The sequence below is a fragment of the Parabacteroides sp. MSK.9.14 genome (assembly GCF_019041495.1).
Classification (GTDB): Bacteria; Bacteroidota; Bacteroidia; order Bacteroidales; family Tannerellaceae; genus Parabacteroides; species Parabacteroides merdae.
This window is the reverse complement of the sequence record NZ_JAHPXO010000017.1, coordinates 84,974-104,600: the sequence shown is the minus strand read 5'-3', so window position 1 is coordinate 104,600 and position 19,627 is coordinate 84,974. Positions and strand designations below refer to the sequence as shown.

17 protein-coding genes are annotated in these 19,627 nt (G+C 44.4%); 11 read left to right on the top strand and 6 right to left on the bottom strand.

The genetic code is table 11. The features are described from left to right. The first annotated feature begins 228 nt into the window (after positions 1-228). The 9 genes from KTG12_RS10890 (at position 229) to kdsA (ending at position 10,656) form a co-directional block, all read left to right on the top strand. Positions 229-3,561, top strand: coding sequence for a TonB-dependent receptor (locus tag KTG12_RS10890; RefSeq protein ID WP_122342677.1), 3,333 nt, complete (start codon positions 229-231; stop codon positions 3,559-3,561). 19 nt (positions 3,562-3,580) lie between these two features. Next, the gene (locus KTG12_RS10885; protein ID WP_138272960.1) at positions 3,581-5,485 is read left to right on the top strand and encodes a RagB/SusD family nutrient uptake outer membrane protein; all 1,905 of its coding nucleotides are present in this window, start codon (positions 3,581-3,583) and stop codon (positions 5,483-5,485) included. Between the two features lie 197 nt (positions 5,486-5,682). After that, complete coding sequence (gene prmA, locus KTG12_RS10880; RefSeq protein WP_005641079.1) at positions 5,683-6,534, top strand: 50S ribosomal protein L11 methyltransferase; 852 nt, start codon at positions 5,683-5,685, stop codon at positions 6,532-6,534. Positions 6,535-6,624: 90 nt separating this feature from the next. Continuing rightward, positions 6,625-6,846, top strand: a complete 222-nt coding sequence (locus tag KTG12_RS10875; protein WP_005641080.1) for a YtxH domain-containing protein — start codon at positions 6,625-6,627, stop codon at positions 6,844-6,846. Between the two features lie 6 nt (positions 6,847-6,852). After that, positions 6,853-7,263 (top strand): phage holin family protein, encoded by a 411-nt coding sequence (locus tag KTG12_RS10870; protein WP_138272959.1) that lies wholly within the window; start codon positions 6,853-6,855, stop codon positions 7,261-7,263. After that, positions 7,220-7,597, top strand: a complete 378-nt coding sequence (locus KTG12_RS10865; protein ID WP_122115325.1) for a hypothetical protein — start codon at positions 7,220-7,222, stop codon at positions 7,595-7,597. The genes KTG12_RS10870 and KTG12_RS10865 overlap by 44 nt, the downstream gene beginning before the upstream one ends. 182 nt (positions 7,598-7,779) lie before the next feature. Further along, the gene (gap, locus tag KTG12_RS10860; protein WP_005641086.1) at positions 7,780-8,790 is read left to right on the top strand and encodes a type I glyceraldehyde-3-phosphate dehydrogenase; all 1,011 of its coding nucleotides are present in this window, start codon (positions 7,780-7,782) and stop codon (positions 8,788-8,790) included. A gap of 71 nt (positions 8,791-8,861) precedes the next feature. Next, the gene (gene miaA / locus KTG12_RS10855) at positions 8,862-9,779 is read left to right on the top strand and encodes a tRNA (adenosine(37)-N6)-dimethylallyltransferase MiaA (RefSeq protein ID WP_046452007.1); all 918 of its coding nucleotides are present in this window, start codon (positions 8,862-8,864) and stop codon (positions 9,777-9,779) included. Positions 9,780-9,849: 70 nt separating this feature from the next. Beyond that, entirely contained in the window at positions 9,850-10,656 is an 807-nt protein-coding gene (gene kdsA, locus KTG12_RS10850; RefSeq protein ID WP_005641092.1) for a 3-deoxy-8-phosphooctulonate synthase, read from the top strand. 116 nt (positions 10,657-10,772) lie between these two features. Here kdsA and KTG12_RS10845 read toward each other — a convergent pair whose 3' ends face one another. Continuing rightward, entirely contained in the window at positions 10,773-11,474 is a 702-nt protein-coding gene (locus KTG12_RS10845; RefSeq protein WP_005641096.1) for a Crp/Fnr family transcriptional regulator, read from the bottom strand. Positions 11,475-11,603: 129 nt separating this feature from the next. Between KTG12_RS10845 and KTG12_RS10840 the strand changes: the two genes are divergently transcribed. Further along, positions 11,604-13,784: a DUF5686 family protein gene (locus KTG12_RS10840; RefSeq protein ID WP_216945437.1), complete on the top strand. Its 2,181-nt coding sequence runs from the start codon at positions 11,604-11,606 to the stop codon at positions 13,782-13,784. A gap of 2 nt (positions 13,785-13,786) precedes the next feature. Here the strand turns inward: KTG12_RS10840 and KTG12_RS10835 are convergent, their stop codons facing one another. The 4 genes from KTG12_RS10835 to KTG12_RS10820 form a co-directional block, all read right to left on the bottom strand. After that, entirely contained in the window at positions 13,787-14,617 is an 831-nt protein-coding gene (locus KTG12_RS10835) for an N-acetylmuramoyl-L-alanine amidase-like domain-containing protein (RefSeq protein WP_122204381.1), read from the bottom strand. 14 nt (positions 14,618-14,631) lie between these two features. After that, a complete protein-coding gene (uvrB, locus tag KTG12_RS10830; RefSeq protein WP_122204346.1) occupies positions 14,632-16,659 on the bottom strand; it encodes an excinuclease ABC subunit UvrB in 2,028 nt (675 codons plus the stop codon). After that, the gene (locus KTG12_RS10825) at positions 16,656-16,859 is read right to left on the bottom strand and encodes a PspC domain-containing protein (protein ID WP_005641105.1); all 204 of its coding nucleotides are present in this window, start codon (positions 16,857-16,859) and stop codon (positions 16,656-16,658) included. Before KTG12_RS10825 ends, uvrB begins: the two co-directional genes overlap by 4 nt. A 75-nt stretch (positions 16,860-16,934) precedes the next feature. Next, the gene (locus KTG12_RS10820; RefSeq protein ID WP_005647891.1) at positions 16,935-17,672 is read right to left on the bottom strand and encodes a copper homeostasis protein CutC; all 738 of its coding nucleotides are present in this window, start codon (positions 17,670-17,672) and stop codon (positions 16,935-16,937) included. Between the two features lie 232 nt (positions 17,673-17,904). Here KTG12_RS10820 and KTG12_RS10815 point away from each other — a divergent pair, with 232 nt between their 5' ends. Next, a complete protein-coding gene (locus KTG12_RS10815; protein ID WP_022322001.1) occupies positions 17,905-18,834 on the top strand; it encodes a DMT family transporter in 930 nt (309 codons plus the stop codon). Between the two features lie 51 nt (positions 18,835-18,885). On the opposite strand, the gene KTG12_RS10810 is transcribed toward KTG12_RS10815, so the two are convergent. Next, entirely contained in the window at positions 18,886-19,563 is a 678-nt protein-coding gene (locus KTG12_RS10810; protein WP_005641111.1) for an RluA family pseudouridine synthase, read from the bottom strand. Positions 19,564-19,627 lie beyond the last annotated feature (64 nt).

Here is a 19,627-nt window from a genome sequence, read left to right as displayed (position 1 = left end):
TTTGTTGCTCAGGTACTTATAAATAAAGTTAAATCAAAGTGTTGCGGAATTAAGGTATAATACTTTTGCATTATATAATTGTACTCAGTTCTCCAAGAACTACGGCAAGATTTTTTTAATTAAAACAAAAAGGCCTATGATATAAAATGTGTTTTTAAAAATTCCGATATCAAGTTTTCACTTGGTATATAATTTATTTAGTTAACAATTAAAGCAATACATGAAAAGATGCAAAAACAGAATTGTAATCTTCCAATAGGAAGAAAGAACTCGTTGTCTCGAGTTTCGAAAGTAACTTGTGGGTTACTTTTTTGTTTGACTACCTGTGCTTTTGCGGTGGATGGTAAAGTCAATATGGGGAGCAATGGCGTAGATGACAAAAAAGTAGTTCCCTTGGTCGGCACAACCAAAACCAAATTGGACGGTGTAAATCAAGAAGGTTTCAAAGTAAAAGGACAGGTTTCAGATAATGTCGGTCCGTTACCAGGAGTGAATGTCATGGTCAAAGGAACCATGACAGGAGTAATAACCGACATGGACGGCAATTTTGAAATCGTAGCTCCTTATTCGAAAGCAACTTTAGTCTTTTCGTATGTGGGATATCAACCCAAAGAAGTTTCACTGAAAGGAGAACGAATTGTAAATGTCAAAATGGTTGAAGATGCCAAGGCATTGGAAGAAGTCGTTGTTGTAGGATATACAACACAACGGAAAGCAACTATCACTGGATCTGTAGCAACGATTACCACAAAAGATTTGAAACAAAGTCCGACAGCTAATTTAACAAATGCCTTGGCCGGACGTATGCCGGGTCTGATGGCAAATCAATTCAGTGGAGGCGAGCCGGGTGTCGATGGAGCAGACTTGCGCATCCGCGGAGCCTCTACATATGGAGACCAGACACCGATCTTCATCATTGACGGTGTGGAACGCGATGATATGGCTTATTTAGCACCAGAAGAAATTGAAACATTTACTATTTTGAAAGACGCTTCAGCAACGGCTGCATATGGAATTCGTGGAGCAAACGGTGTAGTCGTAATCACAACTAAGCGTGGACAAGCGTCCGAAAAACCATCCGTGAGTTTCAAAGCATCAGTCGGAACAAACTCTCCTGCTAAGTTCCCTGAATATTTAGGTTCAGCTCAATATGCTGAACTTTACAACGAAGCTCGCATGAATATGGGGGTAGATCCATCTTCTCCAGATCTATTCTCTACAAATGTTATCGAAGATTTCAAAAATGGGAAAGGATATAATTGGGATTATTTTGATTATGCTTTCAAACCAGGTATTCAGCAGGATTATAGTTTGTCTGTCCGAGGCGGCTCCGAACGCGCCCGTTACTATGTAATGGCAAATTATTATAAGCAAGACGGTAACTACAAACATACGGACATGGCGGATTATAGCACACAAGCTGTATTTCAGCGTTATAATTTTCGTGCGAATGTAGATGTGGATATTACAAAGAACTTTTATGTTAAGGTCGACTTGGGTGCACGCATTACCGACCGTAATGCCCCAGGTACAACCGCTAGCCGGGTAGTGTCTATTGCAAATACGCAACCACCTCATTTACCTATTACACTACAAGACAATGGTAATGCGGCCAATGAAACCTATGCCTTAAACAATCCGAAAGGTATGCTCTATGGTGACCAGCAACATCGTTACAATATCTTAGGTGAATTAAGCCGTACCGGATATTTGAATGAGAAAAAAACGTTTTTGAATGGAACGTTTTCAATCGGTCACAAATTGGATTTCATTACAAAAGGATTAAAAGTTGAAGGTAGTATCTCGTATGACGCAAAAGAAGGTCGTTGGATACGGCGTGTGTTGGAAACACGTCAAGATGGTTATGCGAACTATGGTAGATATGCTACTTTCCAACCGGATGAAAGCGTATATGGCTCTTATTATTTGCATTCTACGGAACCTTATGCAGGAGCTTATCGCTTAGGTAATCCTTGGTATAGTACAGACGAAACGATTAGTAATGGTTTTAGTCACAATGCCGCGGAAAACAAAACTTACTATCAATTAAAATTGGACTATCAACGTGAGTTCGATCGACACAATGTTTCCGCTATGGTACTATTCAACCGCTCATCACGAGCCTATGATAATCGAGTAGAATATCGGTATCAAGGTATTAGTGGGCGCGCAACGTATGCATATGACAACAAGTATTTGACTGAATTCAATATTGGCTACAACGGATCTGAAAATTTTGCTCCGGGTAATCGATACGGTGTGTTCCCGGCAGGATCTATCGGTTGGGTGATTTCTCGAGAAGCATTCATGAAAGGAACTGAGAAGTGGTTGGATAATTTAAAGTTGAGAGCCTCTTTCGGTCTTGTAGGAAGCGATAAAATTTCAGATAATAACGATGATCGTTTTGCCTACCTTCAATTCTTCCAAGGAGGTGATGGCTACAGTTTCGGCTTTAATGAGTTTGGCTCTGGATACGATGGGCTGAAAGAAGGGAACTTCGCCAACCCAAATTTAACTTGGGAAAAAGCTCGTAAAACGAATGTCGGTTTCGATGCGACCCTATTCAATGGGAAGTTAACTATTGCTGCCGACTACTTTAGAGAACATCGATACGATATTATCACAACACTAAGCGATGGCGACAAGATGGGATATCCAGACATAGTAGGAAAAGACGCTCCATTTGTAAACTCTGGAATTGTGGACAATCAGGGTATTGATTTCGAGTTAGGTTGGAACTCCACAATCGGTAAAGATTTCCGTTATTATATCAAACCCAATTTCACATTCGCCCGTAATAAGATCAAATTCATGAATGAAGTTGATTATGGAAATGAATATCGCCAAAAGACCGGCCGGCGATTAGGAGAACATTTTGTATATGTAGTCGATCACTTTGTATATGATCAAGCAGAAGCGGATAAATTGAATGCAATGAATGACGGTCGTGGTTTCCAGCCTTGGGGCGAATTACATCCGGGTGATGTCGTATATAAAGATTTGAATCAAGACGGTAAAATCGATGACTATGGCGACCGAACACATATGGGATTTCCACGTACACCGGAAATACAATTTGGTATTCCTTTTGGAATACAATATAAAGGCTTCGACATCAGCGTAATGTTTCAAGGCTCTTTAAACTCCAGCATATTGTTGAATGGAGCCGCAGTTTGGGATTTTCCATCCTACGAACAAGATCAATATGGTAAAGTGAAACACATGCACTTGAACCGTTGGACAGAAGCTACAAAAGATGTGGCAACTTACCCACGCTTAACATACGGAGCTTATGAAAACAACAAAAATGGGAACAGCAGTTTATTCTTGTACAATGCAAATTATATCCGGTTGAAAAACTTAGAAGTGGGGTATTCGTTACCCAAAAACATAATTCGTTTTGCAGGTTTGCAAAATGTACGCTTTTATGTACAAGGTTTAAACTTACTAACATTCGACAGTTTGGATGATGTCGACATGGATCCTGAAACGAAAGAAGGCTCCGGTGACTGGTATCCGATCCAGAGAGTCTATAATTTTGGTGTCGAAATTACATATTAATTATTTAAATCTTTTGAAAATGAAATTACAAAAATCAATCATAGGAATTGGAGTATTACTCCTGTCTCTTTCATCTTGTGACGACTTCTTGGACAGAATGCCTGATGATAAGAAAAATGAGGTAGATGTATTTACTCGTTATGAACAAGTCGATAACTTGGTGACCGATTTGTATGCAAGAGCAAAGTTCGCAAATAGACCGCTGATTTTCATGAATCACTTCGGCTCTGCAGGATTGACAGACGAATGTACGGCTTCCAGCCATGAACAAGCCATTCCGCATCAATTCAACATTGGGAATTATGGACCTTCACAAGGTATGCCAAACAACAGTAGTTGCGGACAATACTGGTGGAACTTATATAATGGTATCCGACGTGCCAATATCATTTTGGAAGGTGTAAAAAAATACAATACTCCAGATAACCCCAAAGACGGTCGGGAAGGCGACTTAGAACGTCGCTTAGGTGAAACATTATTTTTCCGTGCATACTTGCACTATCTCGTAATCCGAGCTTATGGTGAAGGAGTATATATGGATCATGTTGTCGTTCCAGGTGAAGATATGGCGTATGTAAAAGAGTCTTTTCATAGTATGGTCGAAAAGATTTGTGCCGATGCCGATGCCGCTTATGAAAAGGTAGACGCCTCTTACGGAGGTGAGTATTTTGGTCGTGTCGACAAGGGGGCTTGTTTAGGATTGAAGGCGATTGTCCGTTGGATGGCAGCAACCCCTTTGTGGAATGGCGGGACGTTGCCAAACGACACACGAACTTTCAAAGATGAATACACTACTTATGATCCGAAACGCTGGGAAGCAGCTCGCGATGCAGCAAAAGATGTATTGGAAGCGAAAGATGTCAATGGAGCTATTCGGTATAAATTATATGCACCGGCAGCAATGGATGCAGATGACTTTAAAGACGTTGATGGCAATGCCAATACAAACAATGGAAAAGTACAAGAGCGACTATGGCAAATGTTTTACAACATGGATGCGATTCAACAGGAATGGGTTTGGTTTACCACTCGTGATAAAGATACGGGCTGGTCTGGCGATGTCTTGCCTCCTTCCCAAAATGGTCATGCCCGTCAACGTCCTCTGCAGGAACAAGTCGACGAATATGAATACATAAGCCCTGACGGATATGGCTACCCTATTTATGATAGCCGAGCTAAAATAGATGGTTATGATGACGAAAACCCTTATGAAAGCGTAAAACGTGATCCGCGTTTCTATCGTGATATCCGTTATCATGGTTCTTGGTATGGTGGTAAACAATTGAATACAGCCGAAGGCAAAGATGCCGTGAGCAGTAGTTATTTGGAAGCCTCTTCTCACTCTGGTTATTATTTGAGAAAACTGTTCAAAGACGGATGGGATAGAAACAAAGGTGGACATGTGATCAACGGACCTGCTATTTGGCGTCTGCCGACATTCATTTATATTTATGCAGAAGCTGTGAACAAAGTAAGTGGCCCCACACAAGAAATCTATGATTTAGTCAATTCTGTAAGGGAACGTTCTTTCATGGCTCCGATGCCTCCAGCTGTCCTAACTGATGCAAACTTGATGCAAGAATATATCCAACGCGAACGTCGTGTAGAATTATTCTATGAGAATTGGCGCTATTGGGCAACACGCTTATATATGGAATCAGATGATCCTATTGAGTTAGCCAAAGAAAAAAACTATATTGGACCAGAGAGTTGGCCGTATGCTAAAAGCCAACGTTGTTCACACGGCATGAAGCCTGTAGAAGATCCAAATGGAAAAATTGAAGTGGACGGGAAACGGTATAAGATGAAACGCATTGCGGTAAATGACGGACGTGTATTCTATAGCCCTCGTTCTTATTTTTGGCCGATTATGCAAGATGAATTGTCTCGCACTCCAACATTGATTCAAAATCCAGGATGGTAGTAAGAGACATCTGATTATCAAAAATCAGGAAGTAAAACCCTTTTGGTATATGGGTGTACCAAAAGGGTTTTTTATAAGGCTACTGGATATTTTACTAATTCTTACACATAAATAAAGAATGTATCGAATGAAATGTGAAACATCAAGATAAAATATATACTTTTGTCTATAGAAGGAATCTATAAAGAAAGAACGATATGAATTATTACGAACTTACATTTACATACACCTCCCCTGTCGAGACTTCCATTATCAACGACGTGCTGGCCGCCGAGCTAGGAGAAATCGGTTTTGAAAGTTTTGCCGAAAACGAAAATGGGTTACAAGGGTATATTTCCGACCAATTATATAATGTAAAAGGATTGCAGGACAAACTTGCCGAATTTCCACTGGAAAACGTGGATATTCATTTTACCGAAACATTGGTGGAAAGCAAGGACTGGAACGAGGAATGGGAAAAGAACTATTTCAAGCCGATCCGCATCGGCAAGGATTGCATCATCCGCGCCTCCTTCCACGAACATGAGCCGGGTTATGCCTATAATATCATCATCGACCCGAAGATGGCATTCGGAACCGGCAACCACGAGACAACTTTCCTGATGATCAGCGAAATACTCAAATTAGACCTCACCAGCAAAGAACTACTCGACATGGGTTGCGGAACAGCCGTACTGGCCATCCTTGCCCATATGAAAGGAGCCGGACGCGTGGTGGCCATCGACATTGACGAATGGGCCTACAATAATGCACTCGAAAACATACGTCTAAACAACACGAACGATATCCAGGTCGCCCTTGGGGGAGCCGAACAGATCCCTGCATTCGGAACCTTCGACATCGTGTTTGCGAATATCAACCGGAATATCCTGCTGAATGATATCCGCCATTACAGCGAATGTATGAAACCAGGAGCCTTCCTTTACATGAGCGGCTTCTATGTACAAGACATTCCGGCCATCGAAGAAGAATGCAAACATAACGGATTGGCATTGTTATCGCACACAGAGAAGAATAATTGGGCTGCGGTGAAAGTCCAGAAACAATAACATTAATTAACCCTAAAAGTTAAGGTCCAAATAAACCATCATTCAAGTATATTCGTTATCTTAGTAGCAACATTATAAAAAGAAAGAGTTATGAAAAACGTAGATTCTAAATTATTACTGGGATTAGTAGTTGGTGCAGCCGTTGGCGCCGCAGTTGGTTATCTGGCAGCAACAGATAAAAGAGAACAACTACTGGAAGAATTGAATGGTGTAGTTGGTAAAGTAAAAGAAGGCTTCAATTCAGCTCTTGCTAAATACAAAGAAGGAAAAGCTGAAATTGCAAAAACTACAGAAGAAATCGTAGCAGAATAATTTTGTATGGAGAAAGACGCAGGTGAAATCTTCCGTGAACTGAAAAAAGATCTTTCGGCTTACGTGGAGTTGAAGCTCGAACTCCTAAAATTAAACACATATGAGAGAACAGGAAAGGTTATTGCTGTTCTCTCGTATGGTGTTATTTTATTATTTCTGGCTTTCTTTGCGATTCTGTTCATTTTCCTCGCATTAGGTTTTTTCTTGGGGGATCTGTTCGGTTCGGTAGGTTCGGGATTCGGCGTGGTAGCCGTGCTCTATCTGCTGCTGATCGGTATTATTGTCATGAACAAAGGCAGAATCAGCAATAAAGTATTAAACGTTGTGATCTCCGCATTGACAACAAATGATGATAAAACAAACGCGATAGACAATGAACAATCCGCAACCGACACCACTGGAGAAACTGATTTCTGACCGTCGCCGCATCCAACAGGAATGTACGATACAGGAACAGAAATTGAATGCTGATTTCTCTCACATACAAGAGAACGCCGGCACGTTGTTACTTTCAGGTGTCTCCGCTCTCTTATTCCCTAACACAAAAACCAAATCCAAAGGAACGGAAAGCAACCAGCCTGTACATACTTCAGAAGTGCCATCCATGTCGTTTGGATTTGCCGACTATCTTTCTGTGGCACAAGGCTTATTACCTGTTGCATGGGATGTTGCACGCCCATTATTGACAGCTTGGGGCATCCAGAAAGTCCAGGCGTGGATAATAAAGAAACTTTTCAAGAAAAAGAAATAAGCTGCAACAATTAATTTATGTTAGAGGGCATATTTTTCTTGTCCTAATTCCTGTACAATAAAAAAAATGACTAAATTTGCAGTCGTTAAAAACAGTGTGCTACGAATATATTTTCCTTGCGGCTGTTAAGTTAAATTGGAGATAAGTAATATTTTTAATAAACCCATAAAAGTTTTATTACAATGATTAAAGTAGGTATTAACGGTTTCGGCCGTATCGGACGTTTCGTTTTCCGTGCTGCTCAAAAGAGAAGCGATATTCAGATCGTAGGTATTAACGACCTTTGCCCGGTTGATTACTTGGCATACATGCTGAAATACGACACAATGCACGGTCAGTTCGACGGAACTATCGAAGCTGACGTTGAAAACAGCAAGCTGATCGTAAACGGTAAGGAAATCCGCGTAACAGCAGAACGCAATCCGGCTGATTTGAAGTGGGATGCAGTAGGTGCTGAATACGTAGTAGAATCTACTGGTTTGTTCCTGACTCAGGAAAAGGCTCAGGCTCATATCGAAGCTGGCGCTAAATATGTAGTTATGTCTGCTCCTTCCAAGGATGCAACTCCTATGTTCGTTTGCGGTGTAAACGAAAAATCATATGTTAAAGGTACTCAGTTCGTTTCTAACGCTTCTTGTACTACTAACTGCTTGGCTCCTATCGCAAAGGTTCTGAATGACAAGTGGGGGATCACAGACGGTTTGATGACAACTGTTCACTCTACAACTGCTACTCAGAAGACTGTTGATGGTCCGTCTATGAAGGACTGGAGAGGTGGCCGCGCTGCTTCTGGCAACATCATCCCTTCTTCTACAGGTGCTGCTAAGGCTGTAGGTAAAGTTATTCCTGAACTGAACGGTAAACTGACTGGTATGTCAATGCGTGTTCCGACTCTGGACGTTTCTGTTGTTGACTTGACAGTTAACTTGGCTAAACCGGCTACTTACGCTGAAATCTGTGCTGCAATGAAGGAAGCTTCTGAAGGCGAACTGAAAGGCGTACTGGGTTATACTGAAGATGCAGTAGTTTCTTCTGACTTTTTAGGTGACACTCGTACTTCTATCTTCGATGCTAAAGCTGGTATCGCTTTAACAGATACATTCGTAAAGGTTGTTTCTTGGTATGATAACGAAATCGGTTATTCTAACAAGGTTCTTGACCTGATCGCTCATATGGCATCTGTAAACTGCTAATCAATCAAGATTATATAGTTTGAAAGCCGCATCCTTCGGGTTGCGGCTTTTTTTTGTATCTTTGTATCACTATGGATACCTATCAACTTATCACTGTTTTAGGGCCGACAGCATCCGGTAAAACAACATTTGCCGCTGCACTCGCTGCCCGACTGAACACGGAAATCATCAGCGCCGATTCCAGACAGATTTACCGTTCAATGGATATCGGGACAGGAAAGGACCTGGCCGACTATACAGTAAATGGAAAAACGATTCCTTACCATCTGATCGACATCTGCGATCCGGGATATAAATATAACGTATTCGAATACCAGCATGATTTCTTCCGAGCTTATGAAACAATCCGGAAAAAAGGGAAACTGCCGATTCTATGCGGTGGTACAGGTATGTACATTGAAGCCGTACTGAAAGGATATAGACTCTTGGATGTTCCCCAGAACCCTGGGCTGCGCGAGTCGTTGAAAGATAAATCGCTCCCGGAATTGGAGCAGATACTTGCCGGCTACAAGGTCCTCCATAATAAGACAGATGTGGATACCGCCCAACGGGCCATCCGGGCCATTGAAATCGAAGAGTATTATAAGAACGAAGCTCCGGATGTCAATGAATATGATCCAATCAACAGCCTGATCATCGGTATCGACATAGACCGGGAGCTACGACGCGAAAAGATCTCCCGCCGCTTGCGTGTCCGCCTGGACGAAGGGATGGTCAACGAGGTGCGGAAGATCATCGACTCGGGAGTTAAGCCGGAAGATCTGATCTACTACGGACTGGAATATAAATATCTTACTTTATATATAATAGGCAAACTGTCTTATGAAGATATGGTTTCCCAACTGGAGATCGCCATACACCAGTTTGCCAAACGGCAAATGACCTGGTTCAGAGGCATGGAGCGCCGGGGAAACACCATCCATTGGATAGATGCTACATTGCCGACAGAAGAAAAGATAGAGAAGACATTGGAGTTATTGAAATTATAAGAATATTTAGACTGACAAATCAGCATTTACAATTCAAATCTACCCAATTTTGAAACAAAACAATCATATTATGATAACAGTTAATGATTTAAAGAATAGAGACAATTTCTTTCTGATGGCAGGTCCCTGCGCAATCGAAGGAGAAGATATGGCATTGCGTATTGCAGAGAAAGTAGTCGGTATCACGAATAAGCTGAATATCCCATATATATTCAAAGGATCATACCGGAAAGCCAACCGTTCTCGGCTGGATTCTTTCACAGGCATTGGCGATGAGAAAGCACTGAAAATACTCCGCAGGGTAGGCGACACGTTCGGTATTCCGACTGTAACCGATATTCACGAAACAGCTGAAGCTGCAATGGCTGCCGAGTATGTGGATATCCTGCAAATCCCTGCTTTCCTCTGCCGGCAGACGGACCTGCTGGTAGCTGCTGCCAAGACAAGGAAAATTGTCAATATCAAAAAAGGACAGTTCCTCTCGCCGGGAGCCATGCAATTTGCCGTACAAAAAGTAGCCGATGCCGGAAATGACAACGTCATGATTACGGAAAGAGGCACTACATTCGGATATACGGACCTGGTTGTCGATTATCGGGGTATTCCTCAAATGCAGCAGTTCGGCTATCCCGTTATCATGGACGTTACCCACTCCTTGCAACAACCCAACCAAACTTCAGGTGTGACAGGAGGACTCCCTACCCTGATCGAAACGATAGCCAAAGCAGCCATTGCCGTCGGAGCTGACGGATTATTCATCGAAACCCATCCGGAACCCTCTAAAGCCAAATCAGACGGTGCGAACATGCTGCAACTCGACTTACTGGAAGGACTGCTGACAAAGTTGGTTCGAATACGGGAAGCGGTTGGAAATTGAAATTGGAAAGTCGAGAATTGAAAATTATAATACAAAAAATGGATAATTGAAAAACAGGAACCTTAACGGGCTCTTCCACTTTTCAATTATCCATTTTCAATTCTCAATTTATTCTGCTATCCCATCTTACTTATTTTTTTGAGCTTGTCCTCGTCTATCAACTTGATCTTTCGACCGTCGATTGCAATAATACGCTCAGCTACAAATGTAGACAATGTACGGATTGCATTAGATGTCGTCATATTCGAAAGATTAGCCAAATCTTCTCGAGAAAGATAGATACTCAATGTCGCTCCATCTTCCTCCAAACCATAACTGTCTTTCAGGAATAACAAAGATTCCGCCAAACGACCCCGGATATGTTTCTGAGTAAGGTTGACTGTACGTTCGTCAGCAATTCCTAAATCGAGAGAAAGCTGGCGGATAAAAAACATGGCAAGGTTCGCATTCCCCATTAAAAGATCCGTAACGATAGTCATCGGAATCAGACATACCGTCGAAGCTTCAAAAGCGGATGCATTCGTCAGGTAATTTTCCTGAGCAAAGTTTGCCCGGTAGCCAAAGTACTGCACCGGTTTAATCATTCGAATGATCTGGCTTCGTCCGCCAACACCTTCTTTAAAGATTTTAACCTTGCCTTTTAATAAGCACATCATGTCTCTCGGTTCGTCGCCCTCGCAATATATCAACTCATTACGTTTGAAATGCTGGATCGTCGAATTATTACGGAGAACATCCCGCTCCTTTTCGGTCAGGACTCTCCACACTTCTGCCAAACTGGCCGATAGATCGACCTCTTCTTTTTGTTGTTTAACCACGACTGCTATATAACATACTTATGAAGCACAAATGTAATACTTTTCTTTTAAAAGCAGAATAAGTTTAATACGATAAATGAATAAAAATTCGATTTTATTCGTTACGTTTGTAAAGAAAGAGACGATAATTTGTTGAAAAAGTATTTTTATATTATCATTCTGCTTTTTACCGCAGTAAATGCCTTAGCTGACCCTGATGGTAGTTATGGGAACCTTTTATTGCTGGGTCGGTCCCCCAAAACGGTATCATCCCAGCAAGGGGATTCTATTATGAGGAAGGTAATCGAGCAGGCCGACAAATACAAAACAGTCGTCTCACGGTACGAGGCCGAAATCTATATCAAAGGCAAGACGAAAATACTCAAACAAAACATTCTAATGCGTTTCGCCCATCATCTTTTTCCGGTAGATAGGAAGAACAAGGATATGATCTTCGAGATGGTCAGCCACTCCAAGTTCAACGCTCCGAACAACTACCTGCACAGCTTCGAAGCGATAAACGGAAACAGCATCCCCAACGGCGCAAAACAGCAGGAAGTCTTGACATTTCTGAACCTGAACGTCTATTCGCCAACCATCTACAACGAAGGGATCATCATGCCAGTAGCTCATGAAGCATTCAAATACTACAACTTCAACCTGAAAAGCATCGAAACGACCGGCGATCTGAAAATCTACCAGATACGCTTCATGCCAAAGCTATGGAGCCAAAAACTCATTTGCGGAGATCTGTACATCACCGACAAAGACTGGCACATTGACAAGATCGACTTAAACGGGCGTTTCTCCTTTGCCGAATTCAACCTAGTCATGACATTCGGACGGGATTACCGCCATTTCATCCTGCCACAAAAGGCAGACCTATTTCTCCGGTATCATGTGCTGGGAAATGCCATCGCCAGCTACTATCATACTTCATTCAAATACGAAGCCGTTGAATGGGTTGAAGAAGACTATGAAGACAAAAAACACCACTCCCTCGATTTGACCGGATATTACCAGTTATCATCTGATACGATCCCAATCATCAGCGACAGCAGCTACTGGAAAAACAAAAGAGACATCCCACTGACCCAGGAAGAAGAAACAAAATATGAAAAAACAAGCATCAGAACAACCCAAGCCAACGACACAAGCAACATTCGGAAATACCTGAAAATAACAGAACGCCTGACCAACACCATCAATATGGATTATAAAACGACCCGTCTGAAATACTCCGGCATCCTGAATCCTTTCCAGTTGGGCTATTCCGGACGAAACGGTATTACTTACAGGCAACAGCTCCGCTTCAGCAAGACCTTCAAGAAAGATCGCCAACTGCGTTTCCGGCCTGAGGTCGGTTTTGTATTCAAACGAAAAGAGTTGTTCTTCAAATTCGAGGGAGATTGGGAATATCTTCCTGAGAAACAAGGAGCCCTGAGCCTCAGTCTCGGAAACACCAACCAAGGATATTCTTCCAAGATCATGAACGAAATTAACGAACAGCTGAAAGACTCCACTTTCAACTTCGAAAACCTGGATTTGGAATACTTCAAGCACTATTACATAGAGCTCAAGAATCAGATCGAGTTGTTCAACGGTTTCCAAATGACCACCGGCATCTCTTACCACCGCCGCATACCAACCCGGAAAAGCGCGATAGATCCGGGAGACGGTGTCACGGAGATCATCAACGAAAACTATCACGATTTCATCCCCACGATCGGCTTTTCCTATACTCCCAGACAATACTACTGGATGGACGGTTACCGTAAAGAGTACCTCTACTCCTACTACCCGACCATCTCCATCGAGTTCGGACGGGCCATACCAGGCGTATGGAAAAGCAGCGGTAATTACGGACGTGTGGAGGCCGATATCCACCAAAGCATTTACCTGGGCCTGTCACGCCGGTTCAACTACCATATCAGCGGAGGGCTTTATACAGCCCAGAAGTCAACCTACTTTGCCGACTACCGGTATTTCACACGGCACAACTTCCCCGAATCATGGGGAGGAGACGATTTCGGAGGTGTCTTCCACCAGCTAGGAAGCGTATGGTTCAACGCATCCGACAAATATGTCCAAGCACATGCCATGTACGAAAGTCCATTCATGCTCTTTCAGCTATTCAAACCAGAAGCAACCAAGCACATCATCTCCGAACGTTTTTACCTCAGTCAGTTATGGATGCCAGTCAAACCCAGCTACACTGAAATCGGATACGGTTTCGGTAACCATATCTTCAACGTCGCCGCCTTCGTCGGGTTCGATAAATTGAAATATGACGGGATCGGATTCAAGTTCGCGTTCGAACTCTTCCAGTAAGTTCAGAACTGTGGACGGACAATCATAATACCACAATTGCGTTTGATACCCTGCACGTATTCCTGCAAAGGTTCTTCGTTCACGATCACCCGCTTCTGGACGGTCGAGGCATGGATAAAAGTAAGCATATCCCTTTCCCGGCAGACAATGCCGACGTGCGAGATATCCAGCCCTTTCACAGTCGTGACAAAACAGACGATATCGCCATTCCTGATTTGGCCGGCATGCTCATTGATTTCATCCTGCGGAATATAATAATGCGGGCGGACACTAATTTCTTTTTCCTTAGCCGCCATTACTGCGATACGTCCCGGATTTCCTTTCAACTGCTTGTAACTATCTGGATGTGTAGACATAAAGGACAGGTCAAGCTTAAGCGACTGCCCACCGATCTCTTTCGTAACATCCTTCAGATACCCTCTCTTTTCGTTTTCATATATCCAGTCAGCCGTATAATGGAGACGATCCGTATAATCGAGTGTCGCACAGCCGGAATTCCGGTAACGCATATCTTTCAAGACAGAAACATACCCATCATAAGCAAGACGATGCTTGACAGACCAGGCCAAAGCAGCCGTATTCTCTACCAAAGTCATACAATCCAAGCCATGCAGGTTTATCACCAATGTTTCAGGCTCTTCCTCCAACGTCCCTGCTACATAAGGAGTTCCCAAGAAAAAACGGGCGGTCTCTACCATCAGGTCACCTGTCGGCAAAGCCGCTTTCTCCTTCACTGCCGTACAATAGCGTTCGTAAATAGCCTTATCCCTCTGAGCTTTTCCAGGTAGGGAAAGAAAAGCAAAAAAGAACAAACAAAATAGCGTCCGTTTCATCTCTTGATCCAATTTCAATCCTTTTTTGTCACTAACAGGTCTTCCAGCTTCACCAGTTCATCACGAAACTGAGCTGCTTCGATAAAGTCCAGCTTCTTGGCCGCCTCCAGCATCTGCTTCTTCGTCCGTTCGATCGCTTTCTCAAGCTGTTTGCGGTTCATATACTGAACTACCGGGTCTGCAACCAAGCTGGGTTCCGGTTCCACATAAGCATACGGTTCGCCTGTAACCGGTTGTTGTTTCTCCGCAACCAAGGAAACGCTGTTTTTGATAACCTGCTTAGGCGTAATGCCATGTTTCTCGTTATAAGCGAGCTGTTTTTCACGCCTACGGGCCGTTTCGTCCATTGTCAGGCGCATACTGTCCGTTATCTTGTCAGCATAGAATATCACCTTCCCATTCACATTTCGGGCAGCACGTCCAGCCGTCTGCGTCAGCGAACGATGCGAGCGCAGGAAACCTTCCTTATCGGCATCCAAGATAGCGACCAAAGAGACTTCCGGCAAATCAAGTCCTTCACGCAGCAAGTTGACGCCGATCAGCACGTCGAACAACCCTTTCCGCAAATCATCCATGATCTGAATGCGTTCCAACGTATCGACATCGCTATGGATATAGTTGCAGCGGATTCCCATGCGCGTCAGATAAGCAGTCAGTTCCTCCGCCATACGCTTCGTCAATGTCGTCACCAAAACACGTTCGTCCACAGCAGCACGTTGTGTGATCTCCTCCATCAGATCGTCGATCTGGTTCAACGTCGGACGCACCTCGATAACCGGATCGAGCAAGCCTGTCGGACGGATCACTTGGTCCACCACGATCCCTTCGCTCTTTTCCAGTTCATAGTCGGCCGGTGTCGCACTCACGTAAATCGCCAACGGAGTCAGCGACTCGAACTCATCGAACGTCAACGGACGGTTATCCATCGCTGCCGGCAGACGGAAACCATAATCCACCAGATTCTTCTTACGGGAATAATCGCCTCCGTACATCGCCCGTATCTGCGGGATCGTCACGTGGCTCTCGTCAACCACCAACAGAAAGTCTTTCGGGAAATAATCGAGCAAACAGAAAGGCCGTTCACCCGCCTGGCGACCGTCAAAATAGCGGGAATAGTTCTCGATACCGGAGCAATGCCCCAACTCGCGTATCATTTCCAGATCAAACGTGACACGCTCGTACAAACGTTTCGCCTCGTAAGGCTTGCCGATTTCCCGCAAGAAATTCACCTGCGTCCCCAGATCGACATCGATCTGCCCGATAGCGGTATTGATACGTTCCTGGGTGGTCACGAAAAGGTTGGTCGGATAAATGTTCAGTTCATCCTGCTCGTCTATCTCCTGCCCGGTCTGCGGGTCGAACGAAGAAATGCGATCCACCTCATCGTCCCAGAACTCAATACGGTAGGCTGCCCCATCAAAAGTTTCGATAGCCGGAAAGATATCGACCGTATCCCCGTTTACACGAAAGCACCCCCTGTTGAACTCTATCTTATTATTGACATAAAGGGCATCCACGAAACGGCGCAGCAGTTTATCCCTGTCTATCCGCATCCCCTTCTCCAGATGCACCACTTTCTCGGCAAAGGCTGTCGGGTCCGCCATACCATACAGGCAGGAGACAGACGAAACGACAATAACGTCCTTCCGCCCCGACAACAGTGAAGCGGTTGCACGCAGACGTAGTTTATCGATCTCGTCGTTGATCTGCAAATCCTTTTCTATGTAGGTGTCCGTCGTCGGCAGGTAAGCCTCCGGCTGGTAATAGTCATAATAAGAGACGAAATACTCGACGGCATTATTTGGAAAAAATGCCTTAAACTCGCTGTATAACTGGGCTGCGAGGGTTTTGTTATGACTCAGGATCAAAGTCGGCTTCCGCACTTCCTTGATCACATTGGCGATAGTGAAAGTCTTTCCGGACCCTGTCACTCCCAACAAGGTCTGGAAAGGCACACCACTCTTTATACCGTCGGACAGGGCCGCAATCGCTTCCGGCTGATCTCCTGTCGGACTGAATGGGGAAGATAATTCAAAGTTCATCCTTTATTTATAGGTTGTTTAGGTATAACCATCCAAAGGATCAGGTAAGCGATCACCCCGGAAAATACCGTAAAGATACTCAATAATATATATCCGATACGCACTAATGTAGGATCCCAGCCGAAATAATCGGCAATACCCGCACAAACACCTGCTATCATCCCGTTATTCGAACGGTAAAGTCTTTTAGGTTCTTCCATTGTTCTTTCTTTTTTTATTGTTTACTCGTTTCAAAAACAAAGTTGCTTTCGCAGCCTTGCCATAAATTGGTTCTTTTACAGGTAAGAAGCCACCTTCTTGCGGTCCGTTTCGACCGTCTCGAACTCGGAGGAAACGATGCTGCTGCCCATCGGGACATTCTCGTTCCGATATTCCATCTTGCTGTAGACGATGCTTCGAGCGGATGTATGAAACTCCTTCGCCCCGGTTTCCGCTTCGATGCGGGCGATGTTATTCTCCCGAACTCCGCACCCCGGCATGATGATGATGCGGCCTGCCGCACGTTTCACCAGTTCGGCAATGAGAGGAATCCCTTTCACGGCATCGGACTGCTGGCCGGAAGTCAGGATACGGTCGCAGCCCAACTCAATCAACTGCTCCAATGCGGCAAAGGGATCGCGGCAAACATCAAAGGCGCGATGACAGGTGACAGACAACGGTTTGGCCGTCTCGATCAACCGGCGCATCAAAGGGACATCGATATCCCCGTCTTTCGTCAAGCAACCAAAGACTACGCCGTGCACCTTCAACTGCTTGCACAGTTCGATATCCAGCAACATCGACTGAATCTCTGCCGGCGTATAGAGGAAGTCGCCTCCACGCGGACGGATAATCACATTTATATCAATAGACGAAGTGAGTGCCTGCGCCGTCCGGATCTCCCCGTAGCTGGGTGTCGTTCCCCCTTCCGGGATGCCGGCACAAAGTTCCACACGTTTTGCACCTCCGGCTTCTGCTTCCACACAGCTTTGTGCGGAGTTTGCACAAATTTCGATAATACGAGTCGGTTTCATAAGAATCTTACCATTATTGTTTCTACTACATACAAAGATAAAACTATTATGCGAAACTATCCTATATTCCCAGGAAAGAGATCGAATTGCATAGGCATCCATCTCAAAAACGGATGCCTGTCTGCATAAATCCTGTCGCCTACAAACCGAACAAAACACAAAATCTGGCGGACCTTTTTTGGCAGATTTGGCAGATTTTCTACTTTTGTACCCCCAAAACAAACAGGTTATCATGAAATCAGAAGCTTACAAAGGACATTTGGCTATGCTGATGGCAAACGTATTGTGGGGATGCATGTCTCCCTCTTCCAAGATTGTCTTATCCAGCGGATTAATAAATGCAATCTCACTAACAACTTTCCGGATGTTGGGTGCGGCAATAGTATTCTGGATCGCATCGATCTTTACCCGCAAGGAACACGTCCCTCATGAAGACCTGAAACACCTGTTTTTCGCAGCCCTCTTCGGAATCGTATTCAACCAAGGTACTTATATCTTTGGCGTGTCGCAGACTTCACCCATAGACGCAACGATCGTTGCCACCTCCACCCCCATCATCACCATGATCATCGCTGCTTTTTACCTGAAGGAACCGATTACGGGAACGAAGATCCTCGGTATCTTTGTCGGGGCGGCAGGTGCCCTGACGCTTATTCTGAGCGGACAGCAAACGGCGGTAACAGGAAACGGCAGCAATAACGTGTGGGGAGATATCCTCTGCCTGATCGCACAATGCAGTTTTTCTATTTATGTAGTTGTCTACAAAGGATTGATCGGACGGTACTCGCCCGTGACGCTGATGAAATGGATGTTCACCTACTCGGCAATCTGTACGATCCCTTTCTCCTACAACAGTGTCGTAAGCATCGACTTCGCCACCCTGCCCCTGGATATCTACCTGAACATCGCGGTTGTCGTATTGGGAGGAACGTTCTTCGCCTACCTTCTCGTCCCGATCGGCCAACGGATTCTACGCCCAACGGTTGCGACCATGTACAATTATGTCCAACCGATCATCGCATCCATCATCACAGTCATAGTCGGCCTGGACACGTTCGGACTGATGAAAAGTATCGCGATCGCATTAGTATTCTTAGGGGTTTATATCGTGACACGAAGCAAATCAAAAGAACAGCTAAAACAGCTAAAAGGTGAAAGATGAAAGAGAGGCTTCGCATCCGGTTAATAAATCGGCTGAAAGTCAGAACAACTTTCACCTCTTCATCTGCTCCATCGCTTTCCAAAGAGAATCAGCAGGCACAGGAGCGACAATGCTGACCGGCTGTTTCGATACGGGATGGATGAATTCGGCACTGCGGGAATGCAGGCTGATGCCGCCGTCCGGATTAGAACGGGGAAAACCGTATTTCAAGTCGCCTTTGATAGGGCATCCCATCTTGGCAAGCTGGCAACGGATTTGGTGATGACGGCCTGTCTTCAGGTCTATAGCCAACAGATAATAGTTGTCCGAGCGAGCAATCACTTTATAATGCAGGACCGCTTTCTTGGCATTCGTCCGTTCCGTGTCATAAGCATAGCTCTTGTTTTGCTTCTCGTTGCGAACCAGCCAGTTCACCAGCTCTCCCTCTTCTGCCGGCGGACAGTTCTTCACGATCGCCCAATAGGTCTTCTTTACTTCGCCGACCCGGAACATCTCGTTCAGACGGGCGAGCGCCTTGCTCGTCTTGGCAAATAACACGACGCCACTGACCGGACGATCCAGACGATGCGTAACGCCGACAAAGACATTTCCGGGTTTACAATACTTCTCTTTCAGCCATGCCTTCAGCATGTCCGAAAGAGGAGTATCACCGGTTTTATCTCCTTGTACAATCTCGCGGCAAGTCTTATTTACCGCAATGATATGATTGTCTTCGTAAATAACCTCCATGATTTCAAATTTATGATTTATGATTTATGGATTTATGATTTTGCAAAACAAACGTCACCTACAT

What these genes read in the sequence shown, in the direction of transcription:
- KTG12_RS10885 (WP_138272960.1), top strand. Translation starts at nt 3,581, where the DNA reads ATGAAATTACAAAAATCAATCATAGGAATTGGAGTATTACTCCTGTCT.
- KTG12_RS10890 (WP_122342677.1), top strand. Translation starts at nt 229, where the DNA reads ATGCAAAAACAGAATTGTAATCTTCCAATAGGAAGAAAGAACTCGTTG.
- gap (WP_005641086.1), top strand. Translation starts at nt 7,780, where the DNA reads ATGATTAAAGTAGGTATTAACGGTTTCGGCCGTATCGGACGTTTCGTT.
- kdsA (WP_005641092.1), top strand. Translation starts at nt 9,850, where the DNA reads ATGATAACAGTTAATGATTTAAAGAATAGAGACAATTTCTTTCTGATG.
- KTG12_RS10835 (WP_122204381.1), bottom strand. Translation starts at nt 14,617, where the DNA reads ATGAAACGGACGCTATTTTGTTTGTTCTTTTTTGCTTTTCTTTCCCTA.
- KTG12_RS10875 (WP_005641080.1), top strand. Translation starts at nt 6,625, where the DNA reads ATGAAAAACGTAGATTCTAAATTATTACTGGGATTAGTAGTTGGTGCA.
- KTG12_RS10870 (WP_138272959.1), top strand. Translation starts at nt 6,853, where the DNA reads ATGGAGAAAGACGCAGGTGAAATCTTCCGTGAACTGAAAAAAGATCTT.
- prmA (WP_005641079.1), top strand. Translation starts at nt 5,683, where the DNA reads ATGAATTATTACGAACTTACATTTACATACACCTCCCCTGTCGAGACT.
- miaA (WP_046452007.1), top strand. Translation starts at nt 8,862, where the DNA reads ATGGATACCTATCAACTTATCACTGTTTTAGGGCCGACAGCATCCGGT.
- KTG12_RS10865 (WP_122115325.1), top strand. Translation starts at nt 7,220, where the DNA reads ATGAACAATCCGCAACCGACACCACTGGAGAAACTGATTTCTGACCGT.
- KTG12_RS10820 (WP_005647891.1), bottom strand. Translation starts at nt 17,672, where the DNA reads ATGAAACCGACTCGTATTATCGAAATTTGTGCAAACTCCGCACAAAGC.
- KTG12_RS10815 (WP_022322001.1), top strand. Translation starts at nt 17,905, where the DNA reads ATGAAATCAGAAGCTTACAAAGGACATTTGGCTATGCTGATGGCAAAC.
- KTG12_RS10825 (WP_005641105.1), bottom strand. Translation starts at nt 16,859, where the DNA reads ATGGAAGAACCTAAAAGACTTTACCGTTCGAATAACGGGATGATAGCA.
- KTG12_RS10810 (WP_005641111.1), bottom strand. Translation starts at nt 19,563, where the DNA reads ATGGAGGTTATTTACGAAGACAATCATATCATTGCGGTAAATAAGACT.
- uvrB (WP_122204346.1), bottom strand. Translation starts at nt 16,659, where the DNA reads ATGAACTTTGAATTATCTTCCCCATTCAGTCCGACAGGAGATCAGCCG.